This window comes from Zhihengliuella halotolerans (genome assembly GCF_004217565.1).
In the GTDB taxonomy this organism is placed as follows: domain Bacteria; phylum Actinomycetota; class Actinomycetes; order Actinomycetales; family Micrococcaceae; genus Zhihengliuella; species Zhihengliuella halotolerans.
Genome location: NZ_SHLA01000001.1, coordinates 1,107,258 through 1,122,624 on the forward strand (window position 1 = coordinate 1,107,258; position 15,367 = coordinate 1,122,624).

Here is a 15,367-nt window from a genome sequence, read left to right on the forward strand (position 1 = left end):
TACGACGGCGGGCGCCCGCCCGCCGTCGTACGGTTCAGTGGTGGGTCGTCACAGCATGCAGCTGACGCAACCCTCCACCTCGGTGCCCTCGAGGGCGAGCTGGCGCAGGCGGATGTAGTAGAGCGTCTTGATGCCCTTACGCCACGCGTAGATCTGGGCCTTGTTGATTTCGCGTGTCGTGGCCGTGTCCTTGAAGAAGAGCGTTAGGGACAGGCCCTGGTCGACGTGCTGCGTCGCCGCGGCGTAGGTGTCGATGATCTTCTCGTAGCCGATCTCGTACGCGTCCGCGTAGTACTCGAGGTTGTCGTTGTCGAGGTACGGGGCCGGGTAGTAGACGCGGCCGAGCTTGCCTTCCTTGCGGATCTCGATCTTCGACGCGACCGGGTGGATCGACGAGGTCGAGTTGTTGATGTAGGAGATCGAGCCGGTCGGCGGCACCGCCTGCAGGTTCTGGTTGTAGATCCCGTGCTCCATGACCGAGGCCTTCAGCGCGCGCCAGTCGTCCTGCGTGGGGATGTGCGTGTTCGCGAAGAGCTCGCGCACCCGTTCGGTCTGCGGTGCCCACTCGGCGTCGGTGTACTTGTCGAAGAACTCGCCGGAGGCGTACTGGGAGTCCTCGAAGCCGCCGAACGTCTCCCCCTTCTCCATCGCGAGTCGGTTCGACGCGCGCAGTGCGTGGAAGAGCACCGTGTAGAAGTAGATGTTGGTGAAGTCCAGGCCCTCGTCGGATCCGTAGTGGACGCGTTCGCGGGCCAGGTAGCCGTGCAGGTTCATCTGGCCCAGGCCGATCGCGTGGGACTGCTGGTTGCCTTCAGCGATCGACGGCACCGAGGCGATGTAGGACATATCGGACACAGCCGACAGGGCGCGGATCGCGGTCTCCACCGAGGCGCCGAGGTCCGGCGAATCCATCGTCTTGGCGATGTTCATCGAGCCCAGGTTGCAGGAGATGTCCTTGCCGACGACCTCGTAGCCCAGATCGTCCGAGTACACGGACGCCGAGGAGACCTGCAGGATCTCGGAGCAGAGGTTGCTCATCGTGATCTTGCCCTTGATCGGGTTCGCCCGGTTCACCGTGTCCTCGAACATGACGTACGGGTAGCCCGACTCGAACTGGATCTCCGCGAGGGTCTGGAAGAACTCGCGGGCGTTGATCTTGGTCTTCGTGATCCGCTGGTCGTCGACCATCTCGTAGTACTTCTCGGTGACCGAGATCTCCGAGAACGGCTGGCCGTAGACGCGCTCCACGTCGTACGGCGAGAAGAGGTACATGTCCTCGTTCTTCTTGGCCAGCTCGAACGTGATGTCGGGGATGACGACGCCGAGGGAGAGGGTCTTGATGCGGATCTTCTCGTCGGCGTTCTCGCGCTTCGTGTCGAGGAAGCGGTGGATGTCCGGGTGGTGGGCGTGCAGGTACACGGCGCCGGCACCCTGGCGCGCGCCGAGCTGGTTCGCGTAGGAGAAGGAGTCCTCGAGGAGCTTCATCACGGGGATGACGCCCGAGGACTGGTTCTCGATCTGCTTGATGGGAGCGCCGTGCTCGCGGATGTTCGTCAGCGACAGGGCCACGCCGCCGCCGCGCTTCGAGAGCTGCAGGGCGGAGTTGATGCCGCGGGCGATGGACTCCATGTTGTCTTCGATGCGCAGCAGGAAGCAGGAGACGAGCTCGCCGCGCTGGGCCTTGCCGGCGTTCAGGAAGGTCGGGGTGGCGGGCTGGAAGCGGCCGTCGATGATCTCCTCGACGAGCTGCGCGGCCAGTTCCTCGTCGCCGCGGGCCAGGTGCAGGGCGACCATGCAGACGCGGTCCTCGTAGCGTTCGAGGTAGCGCTTGCCGTCAAAGGTCTTCAGTGTGTAGCTCGTGTAAAACTTGAACGCGCCGAGGAACGTCTCGAAGCGGAACTTCTTGTTGTAGGCCCGCTTGTAGAGGTCCCGGATGAAGTTCATCGAGTACTGATCGAGCGTCTCGCGCTCGTAGTACTCGTTCTTGATCAGGTACTCGAGCTTCTCATCGAGGTCGTGGAAGAAGACGGTGTTGTTGTTGACGTGCTGCAGGAAGTACTGCCGCGCCGCTGCACGGTCGGCGCCGAACTGAATCTTTCCCTCGGCGTCGTAGAGGTTCAGCATGGCGTTGAGCTCGTGGTATCCGAGCCCCTGCCACGCTGCCGCTAGTTCCTTGCCGTCCTGGTTCACGGTCGGCTCCGCGACTGATGTTTCCAAAACTCTTCCAATCCTTGACGTACGTTGGCCACGTCATCCGGCGTGCCCATGAGTTCGAAGCGGTACAGCAGCGGCACGTCGCATTTCGCGGAAATCTTGCGCGCGGCGAGGCAGTAGGCTGTGCCGAAATTCGTATTGCCCGCGCCGATGACGCCGCGGAGGTTGTTGCGGTTCTGCTCCTGCTTCAGGAATCTGAGGACCTGGGGAGGGACTGAGTGCTGCCCCTCCTCTCCCCCGTAGGTCGGCAGGAGAAGAACGAATGGTTCTTGGGTGGTGAGCTCCGGCTCCCGCGCATACAGCGGGATCCGGGCCGCCTCGACCCCCAGCTTCTCCACGAACCGGGCGGTGTTGCCCGAGATCGAAGAGAAGTAGACGAGGCGGCTGGACGTCGTTGAGGCTGCGTTAGGCAACGGAGGTGGCGGCGGAAGCGGCCAGCTCCTCGATCTTGTCCGGGCGAAAGCCGGACCAGTGGTCGGCGTCGGTGACGACAACCGGGGCCTGCATGTAGCCCAGGGCGCGCACGCGCTCGAGGGCGTCGGCGTCCTGTGAGATGTCGACGCTCTGGTAGACGACGCCCTTCTTGTCCAGTGCGCGGTAGGTGGCGTTGCACTGAACGCAAGCCGGCTTGGTGTATACCGTGACGGTCATGGCCTGAACCCCTCGTCCCTTAAATATCGTGATCTTCTTGGTCTGTCCGCGGCTGAAAGAGCTGCCGAAGCGTGCTGGAAGCGCCCTGTCCCTCGGCGTCGTCCGCTGCTGTCCCGGTCGCGATATCGATACTACATCTAGTGGGCCGCGCGATCATCGACCCCAAGATCTTGTCTTACAAGTATGTCATTACCCGCTGCCGTCGTCCACAGGTTGTGGGGATATCTTTGCCGTTTCTTGGCCCGGGATCATGCAGTTGGGCAGTTTCTGTCCACACCCTGTGGAGGCCGAATTCACAACTCGAACTCGTGGCGTGTCGACTCCGGATCGGCGTGTCGCCGGACCGCCCGCAGGGCCACTCGAGTGGCCGGTGCCACCCGGTGCGGTGGTGCACCTCATCCACGTCGCTCCCCCGTGCCACGCGTCTTGCGCCGGCCCCGGTCCGTGGCGTAGGAACGAGGGCATGAGCACCGACACCTTGCGCTTCTCGACCGACCAGGTCACCGTCCGCAGCATCTCCGTCTCGGACATGCACAACAACGTCTATGTCATCACGTCCAGGGCCACGGGCGCACAGATCGTGATCGACGCCGCAGACGATGCCGACGCCATCGCCGCTCTTCTCGCCGAGGCCGCGGGCGACGCGCAGTCGCCGGTGCGCGTCGAGTGGATCCTCACGACGCACCAGCACTGGGACCACGTCCGGGCGCTCGCTGCCGTCGCCGAGGCGACGGGCGCACCGCTGGCCGCGGGCGTCGACGACGGGCCCGCCATCGAGGCTGCCGAGAGGGTGCGCATCGAGAGGCAGCTGGCCCAGGGCGACCGCCTCGAGGTCGGTGATCTTGTCCTCGACTGCGTGCACCTGCGCGGCCACACCCCCGGCTCGATCGCGTTCGTGCTCTCCGGGGCGGGGCTCGAACGGGAGATCGTCTTCAGCGGCGACAGCCTCTTCCCGGGCGGGCTCGGGAACACGTGGGGTGACGCCGCGCGTTTCGCAGCCCTCTACGACGACGTCGTCGGGCGCCTGTTCGACGTCTACGACGACGCCGACGTCCTGCCGGGCCACGGCGACGCCACGACGCTTGCGGCCGAGCGCCCGCACCTGGCCGAATGGAAGGAACGCGGCTGGTAGGAGCGACCGTTCCGGGGCGCTGGGCCGATAGGCTGGGGGAATCATGAACCTCATCGAACTCTTGCCATCGGGCCAGCGCGGGGCCACCCCGGAATCCACCTATGAATCGTTCATCACGTGGGTCGAGGACCGCGGGATCGAGCTGTACCCGGCGCAAGACGAGGCCGCCATGGAGCTCGTGCAGGGGAACAACGTGATCCTGGCGACGCCTACCGGCTCGGGCAAGTCGCTCGTCGCCGTCGCGGCGCACTTCCATTCGCTGGCGCGCGGCGAGGTCAGTTTCTACACGGCCCCGATCAAGGCGCTGGTTTCGGAGAAGTTCTTCTCCCTGTGCGAGATCTTCGGCGCGGAGAACGTCGGGATGGTCACGGGCGATTCGTCGGTCAACGCGGACGCGCCCATCATCTGCTGCACCGCCGAGATCCTCGCCAACATGGCGCTGCGCGAAGGCGAGGATGCCGACGTCGGGACCGTCGTGATGGACGAGTTCCACTTCTACTCGGATCCGCAGCGCGGCTGGGCCTGGCAGCTGCCCCTCATCGAGCTGCCGCAGGCGCAGTTCCTGCTGATGTCGGCCACGCTCGGCGACGTCACGCGGTTCGAGGACGAGCTCACCGCACGCACGCAGCGCCACACGACGACGGTTGCTCACGCCGAGCGGCCCATCCCCCTGCACTACTACTACTCGGAGGAGCCGGTCCAGGAGGCCATCGAGGAGCTGATCGAGACGCGCCAGACGCCCGTCTACATCGTGCACTTCAGCCAGCTGGACGCGATCGATCGCGCCCAGGGCCTGCTCAGCGTCAACGTCTGCACCCGCGAGGAGAAGGACCGCATCGCAGAGCTCATCGGCGGGTTCCGCTTCGCCGCCGGATTCGGCAAGACCCTCAACCGGCTGGTCCGGGCCGGCATCGGCGTGCACCACGCGGGCATGCTGCCGAAGTACCGCCGCTTGGTCGAGCAGCTGGCGCAGGCCGGCCTGCTGAAGGTCATCTGCGGCACCGACACCCTCGGTGTCGGTATCAACGTGCCCATCCGCACGGTGATGATCACCGCGCTGACCAAGTTCGACGGAACGCGCATGCGCGGGCTGAAGGCGCGCGAATTCCACCAGATCGCCGGGCGCGCGGGGCGGGCCGGTTTCGACACGTCGGGCACCGTCGTCGTCCAGGCTCCCGAGTACGTCATCGAGAACAAGAAGGCCATGGACAAGGCTCGCGCCAAGTTCGGCGAGGACCCGAAGAAGCTGCGCCAGGTCACGAAGAAGAAGCCGCCGCAGGGCTTCGTCTCCTGGAGCGAGAAGACCTTCGACAAACTCGTCGTCGCGGATCCCGAACCGCTGACGTCCAGCTTCCAGATCACGCACTCGATGATCCTGAACCTGCTCGAGCGCCCGGGCGACTCCTTCGGGGCTGCCCGCCGCATCCTGACGGAGAACCACGAGACTCCGACCCGGCAGAAGGTCCTCCAGCGCAGCGCGCTCGGCATCCTCCGCGAGTTGCTGGCGACCGGCGTCGTCGTCCGCGAGGACGAACCGGACCATTTCGGCAACCACCTGGCGCTCACCGTCCACCTGCAGCAGAACTTCGCGCTCAACCAGCCCCTCTCGCCCTTCGCGCTCGCGGCGATCGAGGTGCTGGACGCGGAATCGCCGACGTACGCTCTCGACGTCGTCTCGGTCATCGAGTCGACCCTCGACACGCCGCGGCAGGTCGTGGGCATGCAGGAGAAGAAGGCGCGCGGCGAGGCGATCGGCCGGATGAAGGCCGACGGCATCGGGTACGACGAGCGCATGAACGTGGTCGACGAGATCACCTACCCGAAGCCGCTGGAGGACCTTCTCGAGCAGTCGTTCGAGACGTACCGCAGCGGTGCGCCGTGGCTTGCCGAGTTCGAGCTCGCGCCCAAATCCATCGTGCGCGACATGTACGAGCGGGCGATGAGCTTCACCGACTACGTGCAGTACTACCAGCTCGCCCGCTCCGAGGGCGTGCTGCTGCGCTACCTGACCGACGCCTACAAAGCGTTGCAGCAGTCCGTGCCGCGCGACGCCTTGCGTGAGGACCTCGAGGACCTCATCGCGTGGCTGGGCGAGCTCGTCCGCCAGATCGACTCCAGCCTGCTCGACGAGTGGGAGAAGATGGCGCACGGGGAGATCCCGGACGACCATTCCGATGAGATCGTGCCGCCGACCCCTGAGCGGCTCACGTCGAACGAGCGCGCGTTCCGGGTCATGGTCCGCAACGAGATGTTCCGCCGGGTCACGCTCTTCGCCGACGAACAGGACGCCGCGCTCGGCGAGCTCGACGGCGAAGCCGGTTTCGACGCCGGCGCGTGGGCCGAGGCGCTGGACGGCTACTTCGACGAGCACGAGGACATCGACGACGGTCCGGCCGCCCGCGGGCAGGAGTACTTCGTCGTCACGAAGGAGCCGAAGCGCTGGGTGGTGCGGCAGATCTTCAAGGACCCGGCCGGGAACAACGACTGGGGCATCGACGCCTACGTCGACCTCGTCGCCTCCGATGAGGCGGGCGCCGCCGTCGTGACCGTGACCGGGATCGGCCGCCTGGACTGACTCAGCCGAAGTAGTGCGTGAGCGTGCCCGAGACGCTCACGCACATGCCGAACAGGGCGTAGGCCGCGACCGGGACGGACAGCGCCCATTCGCGCCAGGATCCCGTCGCCCCGAGCAGTGGCACGGCGACGTGCCCGTTCGGCCGCCACATCGAGGAGATCACGGGCGCGTGTCGCAAGGCGCGCGGGCGACGGATGCGCACCGGCCAGAGCAGGTTGATTCCGCCGACCGTCAGGAGGTCGCCTGCGAGATGGACCGCCGCGCCGAGCCCGACGGCCGTCACGAACCACCTCGGATCCGCTGAGGAGAAGAACGCGACCGCGAGCCCGCAGGCGCCGCCGACGAGCCAGGGAGTCTTGCGCATCGTGTCCGGGATGAACTTCAGGGCCTTCGCGGCGAGCGAGACCAGCAGCACTGAGGCCAGCCCGGCACCCACATAGATCGGCGCGCCGCCGGCCGCGTCGATCGTCCAGAGGCCGACGAGCCAGGCCAGTACGACGACGGCCACGATCCCGAGCAGCGAGTGCGTCCCCTGCCGGTGGCCGCCGGCGATCCGGCCGACGGTGCGGCACAGCGCCTCGGTCACCGGCGGCAAGGAGCGCGCGATCGAGGCATTGCGGTGGTCGGCGTCGGGCAGCAAGGCTGCGCCGGCGCACACCAAGGCGCCCGTGGCCACGCCGCCCGGGGTGTCATCGAAGGCGCCGAAGCCGAGGGTCAGAACCTCCGGGAGCGCCTGACCAATCCCGGGCGCGGCCCCGGCCACGGCGGTCTCGAGCAAGGTCAACGGGATCTGGGCCTGCGATGACAACAGCACCCAGGCAGCGGCCCCCGTGGCCGCGTGATTGCCGCCCAGCATGGAGTACCCGCCTTCGCTTCAGGATCAGAACCCCTCGACACTACTGGGGAGGCCACCCTGCGCGGTGAACCGGCGACGTGCGCGGCGTCACTTCGCGGCGGGGCCCGTCCACTCCGGATCGCGCACGAGGATGGCCCCCGAATCCGGGCAGTACACCACCCGCTCGGCGGGTGCGGCGAGGATCTCCGCGAGGTCGCCGGGGGAAAGCTGCATGCCGGAGCCCTCGGAGACGCCGTGGAAGAGGCGGGCCGCGCCGATGCCCCGACGTGCGTACGCCTTGTCGTACAGCGTGACGAGGGAGGTATCGACAGTGGCGGCGAAGCCGGCCCGATCGGCCTCGGCGGCCGCCAGCTGCTCGCGGACGTCCGCCGTGGCGGACTCGATCCTCGATTCGACGGCGGCGCGGGCCGCCTCGGCCGCCTCGAGCGCACGCTCGGCGGTCGCCGCCTGCGCCTCGGCCGCTTCGACGCGCTCCATGAGCGCCAGTTCCTCGTCCTCGAGCTCGGCCTGCCGCTTCGTGAGCGTCTCGACCTCGTGGCTGAGGGCCATCATGTCGCTGGCCGTGCCCGCCCCCGTGTCGAGCTTGTGCTGATCGCGGCCCCGATGGGCGACCACCTTGGCGACGGCGGCCTCGGAGGCCCGCAGGTCCGCGGCGGCAGCGTCCCGTGCAGCCCGCGCCTCCTCAGCGTTGGCGCGGGCCTGCGCCTCGGCCGCCTCGACGCGCGCGGACTCGGGATCCTGCTGGGCTTCGCGGAGCTGGCGGCGCAGAGACACGACCGCCGAGTCCAGCTTCGCCAGTTCGAGGAGCCGGTGTTGTTCTTCAGGTGCTGCAGTCGCCATGTGTCTCGGCTTTCTCGATCATTGAGGAGTGAGAACGAAGTCCCACGATTCCGTTGCGTCATACTGTCGTTATGCCTAATGCGATCATCTACACACGTCAGTCTAAGCACCGTGACGAGTCCATCACACATGAGAACCAAGAGGACGCCTGCCGCAAGTATGCCGCGAGCAAGGGTTACGACGTGGTCGAGGTTGTCAACGAGAAGGGCAAGTCCGGTCGGACGATTGACAAGCGAACCGAGTTCCGCCGGACGTTGAAGTTGATTGAGGACGGACACGCCGAAATCATGCTGGTCTGGCGGTGGTCGCGTTTCGCTCGGAACACCCTTGACGGACTGATCACGCTCAAGTCTGTTGAGGAAGAGGCAGGCGGCAAGGTTGAGAGTGCCCTAGAACCAATCGACCGTTCCGCCATGGGCAAGTTTCAGTTGACCATTCTGCTAGCTATGGCTGAGCTGGAATCTGAACAGAAGTCCGAGGACTGGAAGAGCTACCTCAATTCCCGGTTGGACAGCGGAACAGCCCCCGCCGGTCGCAACTACTTTGGCTATCGGCGCGTGATGGACGCTACGGGCAAGAAGCACGTTGGGTACGAAATCGTTCCCGAGCAGGCCGAGGCGATCCGCGAGGCGGCGAAACGCGTAGTAGCCGGACACAGTCTCCGCAAGGTCGCGTTCTGGCTCAACGAGCAAGGGTTCCGGACGACTCAGGGCAAGCCGTTCGTCAGTATTCAGGTCCGGCGCGTCCTACTCCAACCGTTCGTACGCGGCAAGATCGGTTGGAAAGGCAAGGAGGTAGACGGCGCTCATGAGGCGATCCTGAGTGAGGGCACCTATCGGAAAGTTGCCGCAGAGTTGAGCGACAACACTATGCCCCGCCGTTCGGAAGTCCCTTCGTCCCGTCTACGTGGAATCGTTGAGTGCGCCAAGTGTGGCCGGAAGTTGAGCTATCAGCGTGGGCACAATAAGGACCGGCCTAAGGCACCGTCTCGGTTCCGTTGCCCTACCCGAGTATCCAAGGGCACGAGTATTTGTGACTTCGGGAGCGTCCTAGCTGAGGAGGTCGGGAACGCCCTAGCGTGGGCCGCTCAACGCCGCTGGAACGACGTAGAAAAGGCGGTCCCCCAACAGGACGTGCAACAGAAGCTTGATGACAAGCGCGCACAGGTGGACTCACTACAGCACCAGATCACGCAGATGCTACTCACGGCACAGGCGGCGGGGCTGAGCACAGAGCAGGTGCAAGAGGCGTTGACGACGCTACGGGAACAGTCCGAGACGGCACAGACCGAACTCTCAGAACTTGAGGCGGCGGCACTCACACAGGCCCGCCCGTGGCACGAGATTGAGGATGTCATCCACGGCGACGACGTAGGGGCGGCGAACGCCACGATCAAACAGTTCGTTCGGCGTATCGTCGCGGACGCTGAGACCCTGTCGATTGAATTTGTCGAGGGCCTGCCCTACGTCTGGTACCTAGGTAGTGGACCCTCCCCCGGTGCTAAGGACCGGTTCAAGGACTACGCGGACAAGCAAGGCCTTACACCGCCTATCCCGGAACCGTAGACACAAAAGAAGACCCCCGCCGAAACTGTGAGAAAGGCGGGGGTCTTCTTTTTATTTTGACACGTACGTTAGGACGTGCACCAATTCTATCTCCGGCCTAAGCGGCTTAAGATACCACTCTTGCTTGCAATAGGCCATTTTTAATGTGGTAATATAGTCAAGTACAAAAGATACTCACGAAGGGAGTAAAGAATGGCTTACGAAATTGATCCTCAAGCAAAGGAAATTCGCGAACTTAAAAGACAAATCGGAGCGACGCGCACCTACTACAAGAAAGCTGAGGAAAAGCATCGTATCAAGCAAAACGAGCGAGCGGCAAGAATCATTGAATCCGAGCGACGCCTAGCCGAGCTTCTAACCGAAGAAACCCCGCCACTTGGTAAGTAACGGGGTTTATCCGGGATAGTTTAGATATAAATGAGTACGCTAAAGAACGCACTACTATTTTACCACGTCTATAAGGTAGTGCGACGTGACAGACGCGGAGAGAAAAACAAATGAATGGAAGCAACTTTAGATAGCGCCGCGATCCTTGAGGAGTCGAACCGAATACCGAAAGAGATTCCCGCTTGGGTTCGTCAGGCCGTCGCCAAGATGCGCGCCGCTGGCAAGCCCGATCACGAAATCCTCACTACGGCGTTCGAGCGCAACGCCGACAAGAACCCGCTAGGCGACGTACCCGAGTTCTACGAGGTACTTGGATACCAAATCCCTACCGTCACCACAGACGACGAGGCCCGCGAACTGGCCCTAGCCGGTAGGCCGTACTGGATCGGCGGTGAATTCAGCCTTGACGGCGACGCCGCTAAGCACATCGACTACGCCGCGCAAGAGGCGCAAGCCGCAACGCAAGACGCCGAGTACTGGGAGACCTCCCCCAACCGCCTCAAGTCGGTAGCCGACTTCATCCAGACCCCGGAAATCGAATGGATGGTCGAGGGCCGTCTTCACCGTTCCGGTCTGTGTCAGATCTACGGGCCGTCGTACGCCGGTAGAACCCTCCTCGTGCTGGATCTGGTCATGTCGTGGTGCGCGGGGCTAGAGGAATGGCAAGGGCAACGCCTGAACACCGGCGGAGAGCCTCAGCAAGCCGTCTACGTCGCCGCTGAGGGTGGAGCCGCTCTAGCTGTCCACGTTGACGCTTGGCTCAAGCACCGGGGCATTCCAGCCTCCCGCCTGTCGGGGCTGCTGTTCCTTGACGGCGGGGACGGCGACCACATGTTCTTAGAGCTGCAGAAGGGCCGCCGGGACGAACCATCCGTAGACCACAGAGACTCATGGAACCGTCTCGTCAAGGAGATTGTCCACGCCGGAATAGAGCCGTCCCTGATCGTCTTCGATACGCAAATTGACCTAGCGCCGGGGGTAGACGAGAACTCAAATGCGGACATGGTCAACGTTTTGCGAATGGTCAAGCGGTACGCGGACGAGATGAAGTTCATGGCGGTAGTCGTCCACCACACCGGACACGACGAGTCCCGCGCCCGTGGTGCGTCCGGCATGAAGGGCAAGTGCGACGTTCAAGCCCGCCTAGAGGCCGTGGGGTCTGTCGGTTCGGGCAAGGCGCGCCTTCACTGGGAAAAGGTTAAGGGCCGCGCCAAGCCCGAGGATTCTCTCAGCTACGCCATCAAGGGTCAGGCGCTCCTGCCGGGTCTCAACTCCGAGGGGGCTATCTGTGAGCCGATAGGCGATACCGATGTAGCCATTGAGAAGTTCAAGGCCATGAAACCCGAGGACGAACTCAGGTGGAAAATCTACTACCACGTGGGTAGAGAAGGGGCCTCAGTAAGAAGCATTGCCGAGGTGACGGGCCTGTCTCGAAACTCAAAGAAGCTCACGGACGCTCTGGAATATCTGTGCTACACCAAAGAACTCATCTGTATTAAACCAAAGACAAAGGGAGCGGCGAAAAGGTACGCCGCGAACATGGTCGAATTGGACGAAGAAGAGTGAAAAAGTGGTCATGACCACTCCTCTTTTTCAGCCTGACCACCTGACCACTTTTTGCCTGACCACTTGCCTGACCACTCCGGTTAGGAGGGGCCTGCATCCCTCTATTTGCAACAAAAAAGTGGTCATGACCACTTTTGCGAAGTGGTCAGGTTGCCTAGTGGTCAGGTGGTCACACCCCCCTTAGGGGGTGACCACTCCAAGACCGGCCTTTGAGCCACTACAAAATGACATAAACATAGCGACGTAAGACATAGCGAATCCGAATATAAAACTTATAAGGAGAGCAATGATCTACGTTAAAGTAATACCAGCAAGAGCCGCAAAAGAACTCGGGATGAAAACCGGGGTACAGATGTACATACCTCAAGGAGGGCCATGGGTTCGCCCGTGGCTCAAGAGCCTAGGCATCAAGTCGCCGCAATGGGTGTTTGACGGCGGGGTGCATATCTGGGAACTTCCGTACTCACGAGCCGGGGCCATTCTGAACGCGGCACAGAAGATAGACGACGTGACGTTGGTTCGTCTGGTCTGTAGGCACAGCAGGTGCGACAAGAGGTGTGTAGAGGCCGTGAACCCTATCTGGGCGTGCGTATGCGCGTGTGGTGGGGAAAACCACGGGGGCGACGCCAAGAGCTGGGAGAGGGTCGGTGAGACGGCTCTCGCACAAGAGGGTTGGTTCGAGCGGACTTACCTACTGGAAAAGAATAGATAGAAAGGAGGGAACAATGGAACTCTACGTATGGGGAATAGCGACCGGACTGCTGATAGCACTGCCGTTTTCAATAAGCGGACTAAGGGCGACCAAGCGAGTCAAGATAGATAAATAGAATGTTATAATTGGATAGCGAAATAGAGGGGCCTCTGCTTACGCGCGGGCCTCTCTCCATTTAAGAGATAGGAGCGAGATGAAAAAGGTAGAACCACTGCCCAAGGGTATGGGGAAAGTGAGTCAGGTATTCAATGACGAGCGCACTAGAGGCGTCTATCAACAGTACGGATTGGACGGTCACAACGGCGAGGACGTGAGCGGCTGGCATTTGCCCGTGAGAAGCCCGATAGACGGACGTGTGCACTACGCCGGGGAAGGCGCGGGAAACGGCGTCCTAGGGGCCTCAGCGGGGCGCGCAATACTGATCGAGAGTCACGACGGAACGGTAATGATCGAGCTAGCCCACTTGGACGTGATCTACGTCGAGGCCGGACAGTACGTGAGCGCGGGTAGCTATGTAGCCCTGAGCGGCAACACAGGGGCCTCCAGCGGCCCTCATCTCCATTGGGGGGCACTACCGCTAACAGGCGGGGATATCGACCGGGAGAACGGCTTTATGGGGCGGGTAGACCCGCGTGAATGGTTAGCGGGGGGCTATGAGTGAGTGGTCGGGCAAACGTGACGAGGTAATCAGGCTCAGAGGTCAGGTCTGCTACCTGTGTGGTGAGCACGTGCCTATGGATGACATTCACATTGATCACCGCATACCAAGGATTCATGGTGGTTCGAACGACTTCGACAATCTCTACGTGAGCTGTTCCACATGCAACCTACAGAAGGGTTCGAAATCAGTCGATGAGTTCAAGACTGTTGTCATGAATGACCTTGATTGGTTCATTTCATTGCAGCCTTGAGTGTCACATCAACCGAAATGGGTTGCAAAGCAGTGCAGAAAAGTGCGCCGGATGGGTCATTCTTTTGAGAGAACGACCACGGATCATCCCGCGCTCTTGAATCTGTCCCCCGCTGAGAAAATCCCAAATTCTGAAACGGCCAAACGCCGAAATCACAACCTACATAACCCACAAAAAGGAGCAAAATCATGAGCAAACTAGTAGCAAAAGCAACGGAAACCCTAGACGTCTTGCGCGATCAGGGCCTAATCACCGCCGAACATGAGCTAACGGCGGAGCTGATCGTAGAGCTATGCGAGTCATGGGAGGGTTCGACGCCCAACACCAAGACGGCCATTTCACGAGAAATACGCCACGCGCTGGCGTCACTACCTAGACCCGAGCAGGAGCCGGTGACAGACCCTGAGGACGACAAAGCGTCCAAGGTAGACGACCTACTGAATGAGTTCTCTAAGCACTGAGGAAGACTCACTCGAATACTGGCAAGACCAACTAGGTCAGACGTTCCCCCGCTACTCCTCCCCCATCACGCCGGGGGCACCCAACGAACTACGGCAAGTCGAGATGCTGGCGCGGATTCTCGATTTCGAACTCAAACCGTACCAGCGCTACGTGGTCCGCGTGATCACCGAAAAGATCCCCGGTACTGACGAATACCGTTGGTCATCCTTCCTCTTGCTCATGCCGAGGCAGGTAGGCAAGACGACGCTTACACGTCTCATCCTCGCGGCACGTTGCCTCGCGAACTCTAGACACCGAATCATGCTGAGCGCTCAGAGCCTCAAGGATGCACGGCAGCTCTTGCTCGATTTCGCCAATGAGCTACAGGACAGCGTCATTGGGGACACGCTCAAAGTTCGTATGGCAGCGGACACGACGCGAATTGAGTTCCACAACAAGAGCCGGCTAGGCACGTTCCCGCCACTCCCCGAGGCCCTACACGGCAGCTCAAACCACACGGTCTACCTAGACGAGGTGTTCAGCTACAGCGAGGAACAGGGCAACTTGGTTATGGGCGCGGCCTTGCCTACGTTGCAGAACCAGACGGACGAAGGCGCACAGCTACTCATGTCGTCCACTCAGGGAACGCTAGCGTCTACGTTCCTGATCCAACAGCACGAGGAAGCCCGCAAGTCGCTAGACAACCCGGAATCGACGTACGGCTTCATCGAGTTCTCAGCGGATCCGAATATTGACCCCAACGACGAAGAGTCGTGGTGGTGGCATCCAGGATTGGCTACCGGACTCGTCCGACTCTCAACCGTACGGACCTTACGAGACAAGCTCAGTGAGTCCGAGTTCATTAGGACGTTCCACAACCTCTTGACCACGTCTGAGGAGACCGTGGTGGACATGGTGCGCTGGAAGGGCCTAGCGGACAACCCCGTCTTGCCGAACCGTTCGCAGGTGGCCATCGGATTCGAGGTGGACGCGGACAGACGACGCTCAGCGGTTGCCGCTGCTTGGCGCGACGCTGAGACAGGGCATATCTGGGTTCGTATCATCCGTAGCGGCTACGGCACGTCGTGGCTGCCTCAATGTCTAGCGAAAATCCGTGAGAGCCGTCCTCTGGGTATTGCCGCCGACAAGCACCCACAGAACAACGTGATCATGCTTGAGCTGCAGACGTTCGATACGGAAACGCACGCGTGGATTGACCTCATGACGCCCGAAATGCTCAAGACGGCTAGTGCATCGTTCATTGCCAAGGTGGAAGACGGCACGATTCACCACGTCAATCAAGCCGGTCTGAACGTCTCAATCGCCAAAGCACAGCGCCGCAAGATGGGTGAAAGTTTCGTTTTCAGCCACTACAACGAGTGCGAACTCTTTGCCGCTATCAGTGCCATTCAAATGATAGACGCCGAACCACCGCCAACTGACACGGAAATAGTGTTCTTTGACGACTAGTACCATGCAATCACTATAAAAAGAAATGATATAATCATTTAGTTCAC

General features: G+C 62.0%; 16 protein-coding genes. 10 read left to right on the forward strand and 6 right to left on the reverse strand.

The annotated features are described in order from the left end of the window. Positions 1–48: 48 nt before the first annotated feature. From nrdE to nrdH, 3 genes are read right to left on the reverse strand one after another with little or no spacing between them, the layout of a single operon-like run. Positions 49–2,217, reverse strand: coding sequence for a class 1b ribonucleoside-diphosphate reductase subunit alpha (gene nrdE, locus EV380_RS04970; protein WP_278030535.1), 2,169 nt, complete (start codon positions 2,215–2,217; stop codon positions 49–51). Beyond that, positions 2,187–2,627, reverse strand: coding sequence for a class Ib ribonucleoside-diphosphate reductase assembly flavoprotein NrdI (nrdI, locus tag EV380_RS04975; RefSeq protein WP_130449747.1), 441 nt, complete (start codon positions 2,625–2,627; stop codon positions 2,187–2,189). Before nrdI ends, nrdE begins: the two co-directional genes overlap by 31 nt. Then, complete coding sequence (gene nrdH, locus EV380_RS04980) at positions 2,620–2,865, reverse strand: glutaredoxin-like protein NrdH (protein ID WP_102159981.1); 246 nt, start codon at positions 2,863–2,865, stop codon at positions 2,620–2,622. Before nrdH ends, nrdI begins: the two co-directional genes overlap by 8 nt. 463 nt (positions 2,866–3,328) lie before the next feature. Between nrdH and EV380_RS04985 the strand changes: the two genes are divergently transcribed. Next, positions 3,329–3,997 (forward strand): MBL fold metallo-hydrolase, encoded by a 669-nt coding sequence (locus EV380_RS04985; protein WP_130449749.1) that lies wholly within the window; start codon positions 3,329–3,331, stop codon positions 3,995–3,997. 43 nt (positions 3,998–4,040) lie between these two features. Next, positions 4,041–6,572, forward strand: a complete 2,532-nt coding sequence (locus tag EV380_RS04990; protein ID WP_130449751.1) for a DEAD/DEAH box helicase — start codon at positions 4,041–4,043, stop codon at positions 6,570–6,572. A 1-nt stretch (position 6,573) separates the two neighbouring features. On the opposite strand, the gene EV380_RS04995 is transcribed toward EV380_RS04990, so the two are convergent. Further along, positions 6,574–7,428 carry a metal-dependent hydrolase gene (locus EV380_RS04995; protein WP_130449753.1) on the reverse strand — a complete coding sequence of 285 codons (855 nt, stop codon included), beginning with the start codon at positions 7,426–7,428 and terminating at the stop codon, positions 6,574–6,576. Between the two features lie 87 nt (positions 7,429–7,515). After that, on the reverse strand, positions 7,516–8,268 hold the full coding sequence (locus EV380_RS05000) for a zinc ribbon domain-containing protein (protein WP_130449755.1): 753 nt from the start codon (positions 8,266–8,268) through the stop codon (positions 7,516–7,518). A gap of 71 nt (positions 8,269–8,339) precedes the next feature. Here EV380_RS05000 and EV380_RS05005 point away from each other — a divergent pair, with 71 nt between their 5' ends. From EV380_RS05005 to EV380_RS17010, 6 genes are all read left to right on the forward strand, one after another. Next, positions 8,340–9,833 (forward strand): recombinase family protein, encoded by a 1,494-nt coding sequence (locus tag EV380_RS05005; RefSeq protein ID WP_130449757.1) that lies wholly within the window; start codon positions 8,340–8,342, stop codon positions 9,831–9,833. Between the two features lie 192 nt (positions 9,834–10,025). Further along, complete coding sequence (locus EV380_RS05010) at positions 10,026–10,220, forward strand: hypothetical protein (RefSeq protein ID WP_130449759.1); 195 nt, start codon at positions 10,026–10,028, stop codon at positions 10,218–10,220. A gap of 114 nt (positions 10,221–10,334) precedes the next feature. Continuing rightward, positions 10,335–11,786 (forward strand): AAA family ATPase, encoded by a 1,452-nt coding sequence (locus EV380_RS05015; RefSeq protein WP_130449761.1) that lies wholly within the window; start codon positions 10,335–10,337, stop codon positions 11,784–11,786. A 286-nt stretch (positions 11,787–12,072) separates the two neighbouring features. Continuing rightward, a complete protein-coding gene (locus EV380_RS05020; RefSeq protein WP_130449763.1) occupies positions 12,073–12,498 on the forward strand; it encodes a hypothetical protein in 426 nt (141 codons plus the stop codon). A 193-nt stretch (positions 12,499–12,691) separates the two neighbouring features. After that, positions 12,692–13,159, forward strand: coding sequence for a M23 family metallopeptidase (locus EV380_RS05025; RefSeq protein ID WP_130449765.1), 468 nt, complete (start codon positions 12,692–12,694; stop codon positions 13,157–13,159). Then, positions 13,152–13,409: an HNH endonuclease gene (locus EV380_RS17010; RefSeq protein ID WP_130449767.1), complete on the forward strand. Its 258-nt coding sequence runs from the start codon at positions 13,152–13,154 to the stop codon at positions 13,407–13,409. Before EV380_RS05025 ends, EV380_RS17010 begins: the two co-directional genes overlap by 8 nt. Here the strand turns inward: EV380_RS17010 and EV380_RS16550 are convergent. Beyond that, positions 13,390–13,599, reverse strand: a complete 210-nt coding sequence (locus EV380_RS16550; protein ID WP_165391851.1) for a hypothetical protein — start codon at positions 13,597–13,599, stop codon at positions 13,390–13,392. The genes EV380_RS17010 and EV380_RS16550 overlap by 20 nt on opposite strands. Here EV380_RS16550 and EV380_RS05035 point away from each other — a divergent pair. Beyond that, positions 13,598–13,870, forward strand: a complete 273-nt coding sequence (locus tag EV380_RS05035) for a hypothetical protein (RefSeq protein ID WP_130449769.1) — start codon at positions 13,598–13,600, stop codon at positions 13,868–13,870. The two genes, EV380_RS16550 and EV380_RS05035, sit on opposite strands and share 2 nt — an antisense overlap. Further along, positions 13,851–15,320 (forward strand): terminase large subunit domain-containing protein, encoded by a 1,470-nt coding sequence (locus tag EV380_RS05040; protein WP_130449771.1) that lies wholly within the window; start codon positions 13,851–13,853, stop codon positions 15,318–15,320. Before EV380_RS05035 ends, EV380_RS05040 begins: the two co-directional genes overlap by 20 nt. Positions 15,321–15,367: the final 47 nt, after the last annotated feature.